This is a genomic window from Syntrophorhabdales bacterium, from assembly GCA_035541455.1.
Taxonomy (GTDB): domain Bacteria; phylum Desulfobacterota; class Syntrophorhabdia; order Syntrophorhabdales; family WCHB1-27; genus JADGQN01.
Map to the genome: position 1 here is coordinate 1 of DATKNH010000031.1, position 5775 is coordinate 5775.

Here is a 5775-nt window from a genome sequence, read left to right on the forward strand (position 1 = left end):
AATACCTACCTTGGCAAATGCCTGTCTCCAGATCTTTATGCGTGGGTGGTCCTGCGGCTTATCGTAAGAAAAACCGGTGCGAACCTGCTCGAGAACGGGCCACAACAGGTCTTCGCCATATCTGGTGTTGTCAACCTGACAAATGAGGGTTCCCACGGCGAGGCCGGGAAAGAGATCAAGGAGTCTCTTGTCGATGGTGAACATCATGGTTGAATATCGGTATCGCTGAATGATTCGTGAAATACCATCGGTCGCTGTCGACGATGTACGTCACAGAGAAGATCGCGATGAAACCATCAGGAAGAAATCTTGGATGCTGTTGAAATTCGGGCGACGGCGCGCAGCAGGGCCAGTTCAAGCGTTTTATACTCTTTGTCATCAGAAGAGATACCCGCAAGCGCCGATTCGGCCCTTTCCTTTGCCCTCCTGGCCCGCTCTATGTCTATCTCCTGGGCGAATTCAGCCGTTTGGAGAAGGAAAGTCACCTTGTCGCTCACTACCTCGGCGAATCCCCCGCTTGTCGCAAGGTGATGCGTTTCGCTGCCTGTCATGTAGCGTACTTCACCGGGCACAATAGAAGTAAGAAAGGTTATGTGCCCCGGCAGGACTCCGAACTCTCCCAAGGCACCGGGAGCCTCCACCATATCGACGTCTTCTGATACCATCACCCTCTCCGGGGTGATGACCTCAAGGTGTAGCAATGCCACGTTAGTCACCCATCAGTTTCTTGGCCTTCTCGACCGCTTCCTCGATCGCGCCAACCATGTAAAACGCCTGCTCAGGAAGATCGTCATGTTTGCCTTCGACGATTTCTCTGAATCCTTTGATCGTATCCTTAAGTGTCACGTATTTTCCCGGTGACCCGGTGAATGCTTCTGCCACGAAGAAGGGTTGCGACAGGAACCTCTGAATCTTTCTTGCCCTCGCCACGACAACCTTATCCTCTTCTGAGAGCTCGTCCATACCCAGAATCGCGATGATGTCCTGAAGTTCTTTATATTTCTGCAGGATTCTCTGAACCTCACGGGCCACAGAGTAGTGCTCGTCGCCAAGTACCTTCGGATCAAGGATCCGGCTCGTTGAATCGAGCGGATCCACGGCCGGGTAAATACCAAGCTCCACTATCTGCCTCGAAAGGACGGTCGTGGCATCCAGGTGCGCAAAGGTGGTCGCGGGAGCAGGGTCGGTGAGGTCATCCGCCGGCACGTAGATGGCCTGGACGGAAGTAATCGAGCCGCGCAGTGTCGATGTGATACGTTCTTCCAGTTCTCCGAGATCGGTAGCGAGCGTCGGCTGGTATCCAACCGCCGAGGGCATTCTGCCGAGCAGCGCGGAGACTTCAGAATTTGCCTGCGTAAATCTGAAGATGTTGTCGATGAAGAGAAGAACATCCTGTCCCTCTTCATCCCGGAAATATTCTGCGGCCGTCAATGCGGTGAGGCCTATCCTTGCTCTCGCACCGGGGACCTCGGTCATCTGCCCGTATATCAGCGCTGTCTTATCAATAACGCCCGAGCCCTTCATCTCGAGCCACAGGTCGTTGCCTTCTCTCGTTCGTTCCCCGACCCCCCCGAACACGGATATGCCGCCGTGCTGCATTGCTATGTTGTGGATCATCTCCATGATGATAACGGTCTTACCCACGCCTGCGCCGCCGAAGAGTCCAACCTTACCGCCCTTGGGATAGGGCTCCAGAAGATCGATGACTTTAACGCCTGTCTCAAGAAGCTCGATTCTGGTGTTCTGCATGACGAGTGTTGGTGCGGGCCGGTGAATAGGATATCTTTTCGCGGTTTTCACCGGAGGTCCCTCGTCTACAGCCTCGCCAACAACGTTAAGCACCCTGCCCAGCACTTCCTTGCCGACTGGTACCGTGATACCCTCACCCTTGTAAAGAGCCTCCTGGCCCCGCCTTACGCCATCAGTCGTTTCCATGGCAATGCAGCGGACCGTGCTGTCACCCAGATGCTGAGCGACCTCCAGGATCAGGTTCTCCGGTTTATCGTTAATGGTCGGGTTGGTCAGGTATACGGCCCCGAAAATGGGCGGCAGGTTGTCGGCCGGGAAACGCAAGTCCACAACCGTTCCTATAACCTGTACGACCTTTCCCATCACTTCAGTACTCATTCTGAATCCCTCCTTCTACTCGCCTTGCAAGGCCTCTGCGCCGCCAACAATATCCATCATTTCGTTCGTGATGCTTTGCTGGCGTGTCTTGTTGTAAACCAGCGTCAGGTATGTAATCATCTCACCGCAATTGTTTGTGGCGTTTTCCATAGCGGCCATCCGTGCCGCATGTTCCGATGTCTGTGATTCGGCCAGGGCGAAGTATATCTTGGTCTTCACGAATTGAGGGATCAAATCGTAAATGATCTCCTCCATCTTTGGTTCGTAGAGATAATCGAGCGTCTCTTCGCTCTTTTCAACGCTAATGGGAAGGAACTCCTGGAAAAGCACCTCCTGCCTTACCGCTGATCTGAAGTGCGTGTAAATGAGATATACCTTGTCGTACTCACCGTCCATGTAGAGATTGGTGATGTCGGATGCGATAGCATCGACCACACCAGGATCTACAGTCTTTACATCTATCCATTCCTTCATTGTCTGGATGTGTCTTCTCTTGAGATAATCGCGTATCTTTTTGCCGACGAGATAGACGCCTATTTTTTCATACGTCGCCTGATTGGTGCGGATAAAATCCTCCACCGGTTTCGCGATATTCATGTTGAACGCCCCGGAGAGGCCCCGGTCAGATGCAATCGGAAGGAGAAGCACATTTTTTACCTCTTCCCTCCTTGCAAGAAGAGGATGTGCATCGTCGGGAAGGCGCGAGGCCACGCGCTTCAATAGCTCTTCCATCTTTCCGGCATACGACGTGATGCGCTCGAGCGTGGCTTGGGCCCTGGCCAATTTGGAGGCAGAGACCATGCGCATGGTCCTGGTGATAATCTGCGTGCTTTGTATGCTGTTAATTTTCCGTCTGACGTCGCGTAATGTCGCCATAGTTTAATCTGCGTTATGGTTTGAATTTTTCCTTAAAGGCATCAAGAGCCTGTTTCAGTTTCTGTTCCGTCGCGGGTTCAATCTGCAGTTTTTCACGCACCGACTTGTATATGTCAGAGTGTTCGGCCTCGATAAAGGCGAGCATCTCTTTCTCGTATTTCAGAAGGGCCGACTCCGGGTACTGATCGATGTAACCGTTCGTGCCCGCAAAAAGCAGCACGACCTGCTGCTCAACCGAGTACGGGGCATACAAGTCCTGCTTGAGAAGTTCGGTCAGGCGCGCTCCTCGAGCGAGCAATGCCTGCGTTGACTTATCCAGGTCGCTGCCGAACTTGGCGAACGCGGCCATCTCCCTGTATTGGGCAAGTTCCAGCCGTAGCCTGCCGGCCACCTGCTTCATCGCTTTTATCTGCGCGTTGCCACCCACGCGCGAGACCGATAAACCGACGTTGATCGCGGGTCTGATGCCGGAATAGAAGAGTTCGGGCTCCAGGTATATCTGTCCATCGGTGATGGAGATCACGTTCGTAGGAATGTAAGCGGACACGTCACCTGCCTGCGTTTCAATGATCGGCAGCGCGGTGAGCGAACCCCCGCCGTGCGCATCGTCCCATTTCGAAGCCCGTTCCAGCAATCTGGAATGAAGGTAGAAGATGTCGCCGGGGAACGCCTCACGAGCAGGCGGGCGGCGCAGCAGCAAAGAGAGCTGGCGGTACGCGACAGCGTGCTTCGAGAGATCATCATAAGCAACGAGCGCGTGTCTTCCTGAATTCATGAAATATTCGCCCATCGAGGTGCCTGAAAACGGAGCGAGGTATTGCAGAGGTGCGGGATCGCTCGCTGTCGCAGCCACAATTATTGTATATTCCATCGCGCCGTGGGCAGTCAACACATCCACCATGCGGGCAACGGATGAGCGCTTCTGGCCGATAGCCACGTAGATGCAGTAGACGCCCTTTCCTTTCTGATTGATGATCGCATCGATGATGATAGCCGTTTTACCGGTGCCTCTGTCGCCGATGATCAGCTCCCTTTGGCCTCTCCCGATGGGGATCATCGCATCTATGGCCTTGATGCCTGTCTGAAGCGGTTCTTTCACCGGTTGCCTCACAACGACACCCGGCGCGCGCTGCTCAACGTTTCTATACTCTTTCGTTTCGATCGGACCTTTCCCGTCGAGGGGGTTGCCAAGCGCATCAACGACTCTGCCTATAAGCGCCTCACCCACAGGCACCTGTGCAATTCTCGAGGTCCTCTTGACGAGGTCGCCCTCTTTGATTCCGTAGTCCTCACCAAAGATGACGACGCCGACATTATCTTCCTCCAGGTTGAGAACCATGCCTTCGATGCTGTGCGGGAACTCAACGAGCTCGCCTGCCATGGCATTCTCAAGGCCGTAGATGCGCGCGATACCATCGCCAACGGAGATAACGGTGCCCGTCTCCTGGAGATCGATCTCTCTCTCGAACCCGGATATCTTCTGTTCTATGATCCTGCTTATTTCGTCTGCTTTAACCGCCATGATCCTACTCCTTCATGATGCGTTCGTTAAGGATCTCGAGCTGTCGCCTTATCGTACCGTCGATCCTCAAACCTCCCACTGTGACTTTGACTCCCCCGATCAGTTCCTTATCCTCGGTCACTGTGAGCTCCACTTTCTTCTGCAGTCTCTGGCTCAAGGCCTCCTCGATACGGGTTTTGGCATTGCCTGTCAGTGGGTAAGCGGTATAGAGGACACCTTTGACCCGCCCCTCTTTTTCGTCAACGAGGCCGGCGTATTCCTCTTTGACCAGCGGCAAGTACGATATGCGGTTCTTTTCAAGGAGCATCTGGACTGTGCCTGCCACGGCAGGACTCAGCGCAAGGAGACGCACCACTTCTGACAGTAGGTCCTTTCGTTTTGCCATTTCCAGAAGAGGGAGCATGAGTGTAGTCTTAAGCCTTGGCTCTATTTCAACGAGTTCAAGGAGGCTGCCGAGCTCATCCAGGTACTTCCGGTAGTTCCCGTCTTTTTCACCGGCCGCGAACAGGGCCTTTGCATAACGTTTTGCGATAGAGTGGCTTATCAATGTCGGCCTCTATGTTCTTTTCTGTCCCTGCAGATTCGCAATAAATTCATCGACCATCTTGTCGTGATCGTCTTTTTTGAATGCCTGTCTCACAGCAGCCTCGGCATTCTGCAGCGTACGGCGAGCAATCTGGGCCTGCACCGCCAACATCGCGTCTTTCATCTCCTGGTCGTAGGCGAGCCGGGCCTGCTGCCTGATACGCTCGGCCAGGGCCTGAGCTTCGCCTACTATCTTGGTTTTTTCCTGTTCAGCCTCCTGCATAGCTTTTTTGCGGAAGGCTTCAATCTCAGAATCGAGATCGCCAAGTTTGGACTCATAGCCCTTCTTAAGGGCTTCAGCCTCTTTCAAGAGGCGGTCGGCCTCGTCCACCTTTTCCTTGACTGCGTTACGCCGGCTCTGGAGGGCATTCTTGAGCGGTTTGCCCGCGAATTTCACCAGAATGGCGACCATAACGGCGAAATTAAAAAGTTTTACTATGAACGACCAGGGTTCCGGCAGTGTCATGAGCCACGCCTCCCGAGTATTCGCGCTACTACGTCTTGCGACAGCCTGTCAGTCTCCCCTGACAATCGTTGTAGGGTAGCGTCGCTTTCAGTCTTTACCCGCTCCTTTATCTGATCCAGTTCAGTGGTGAGCTCTCTTCTCGCCTCTTCGATGGTTTTCATGGATGCAGCCTGAGCCTCTTTCATAGTTGCTTCCCGCT

At 53.8% G+C, this 5775-nt stretch carries 8 protein-coding genes; 1 reads left to right on the plus strand and 7 read right to left on the minus strand.

Annotated elements, in window-relative coordinates; genetic code table 11:
- Positions 1 to 213, plus strand: a 213-nt coding sequence (locus VMT71_03620) for a hypothetical protein (protein ID HVN23034.1), incomplete at its 5' end; no start/stop codon positions are given.
- A gap of 83 nt (positions 214 to 296) precedes the next feature.
- On the opposite strand, the gene VMT71_03625 is transcribed toward VMT71_03620, so the two are convergent.
- The 7 genes from VMT71_03625 to VMT71_03655 all read right to left on the minus strand — a co-directional run.
- Positions 297 to 707: a F0F1 ATP synthase subunit epsilon gene (locus tag VMT71_03625; GenBank protein ID HVN23035.1), complete on the minus strand. Its 411-nt coding sequence runs from the start codon at positions 705 to 707 to the stop codon at positions 297 to 299.
- A gap of 1 nt (position 708) precedes the next feature.
- Positions 709 to 2127, minus strand: coding sequence for a F0F1 ATP synthase subunit beta (gene atpD / locus VMT71_03630; GenBank protein HVN23036.1), 1419 nt, complete (start codon positions 2125 to 2127; stop codon positions 709 to 711).
- Positions 2128 to 2142: 15 nt separating this feature from the next.
- A complete protein-coding gene (gene atpG, locus VMT71_03635; protein ID HVN23037.1) occupies positions 2143 to 3003 on the minus strand; it encodes an ATP synthase F1 subunit gamma in 861 nt (286 codons plus the stop codon).
- A gap of 13 nt (positions 3004 to 3016) precedes the next feature.
- Positions 3017 to 4525 carry a F0F1 ATP synthase subunit alpha gene (atpA, locus tag VMT71_03640; protein ID HVN23038.1) on the minus strand — a complete coding sequence of 503 codons (1509 nt, stop codon included), beginning with the start codon at positions 4523 to 4525 and terminating at the stop codon, positions 3017 to 3019.
- A 4-nt stretch (positions 4526 to 4529) separates the two neighbouring features.
- Positions 4530 to 5072 (minus strand): ATP synthase F1 subunit delta, encoded by a 543-nt coding sequence (gene atpH, locus VMT71_03645; GenBank protein HVN23039.1) that lies wholly within the window; start codon positions 5070 to 5072, stop codon positions 4530 to 4532.
- A gap of 9 nt (positions 5073 to 5081) precedes the next feature.
- Positions 5082 to 5576 carry an ATP synthase F0 subunit B gene (locus VMT71_03650; protein ID HVN23040.1) on the minus strand — a complete coding sequence of 165 codons (495 nt, stop codon included), beginning with the start codon at positions 5574 to 5576 and terminating at the stop codon, positions 5082 to 5084.
- Positions 5573 to 5775, minus strand: a 203-nt coding sequence (locus VMT71_03655; protein HVN23041.1) for a hypothetical protein, incomplete at its 5' end; no start/stop codon positions are given. The genes VMT71_03655 and VMT71_03650, both read right to left, overlap by 4 nt.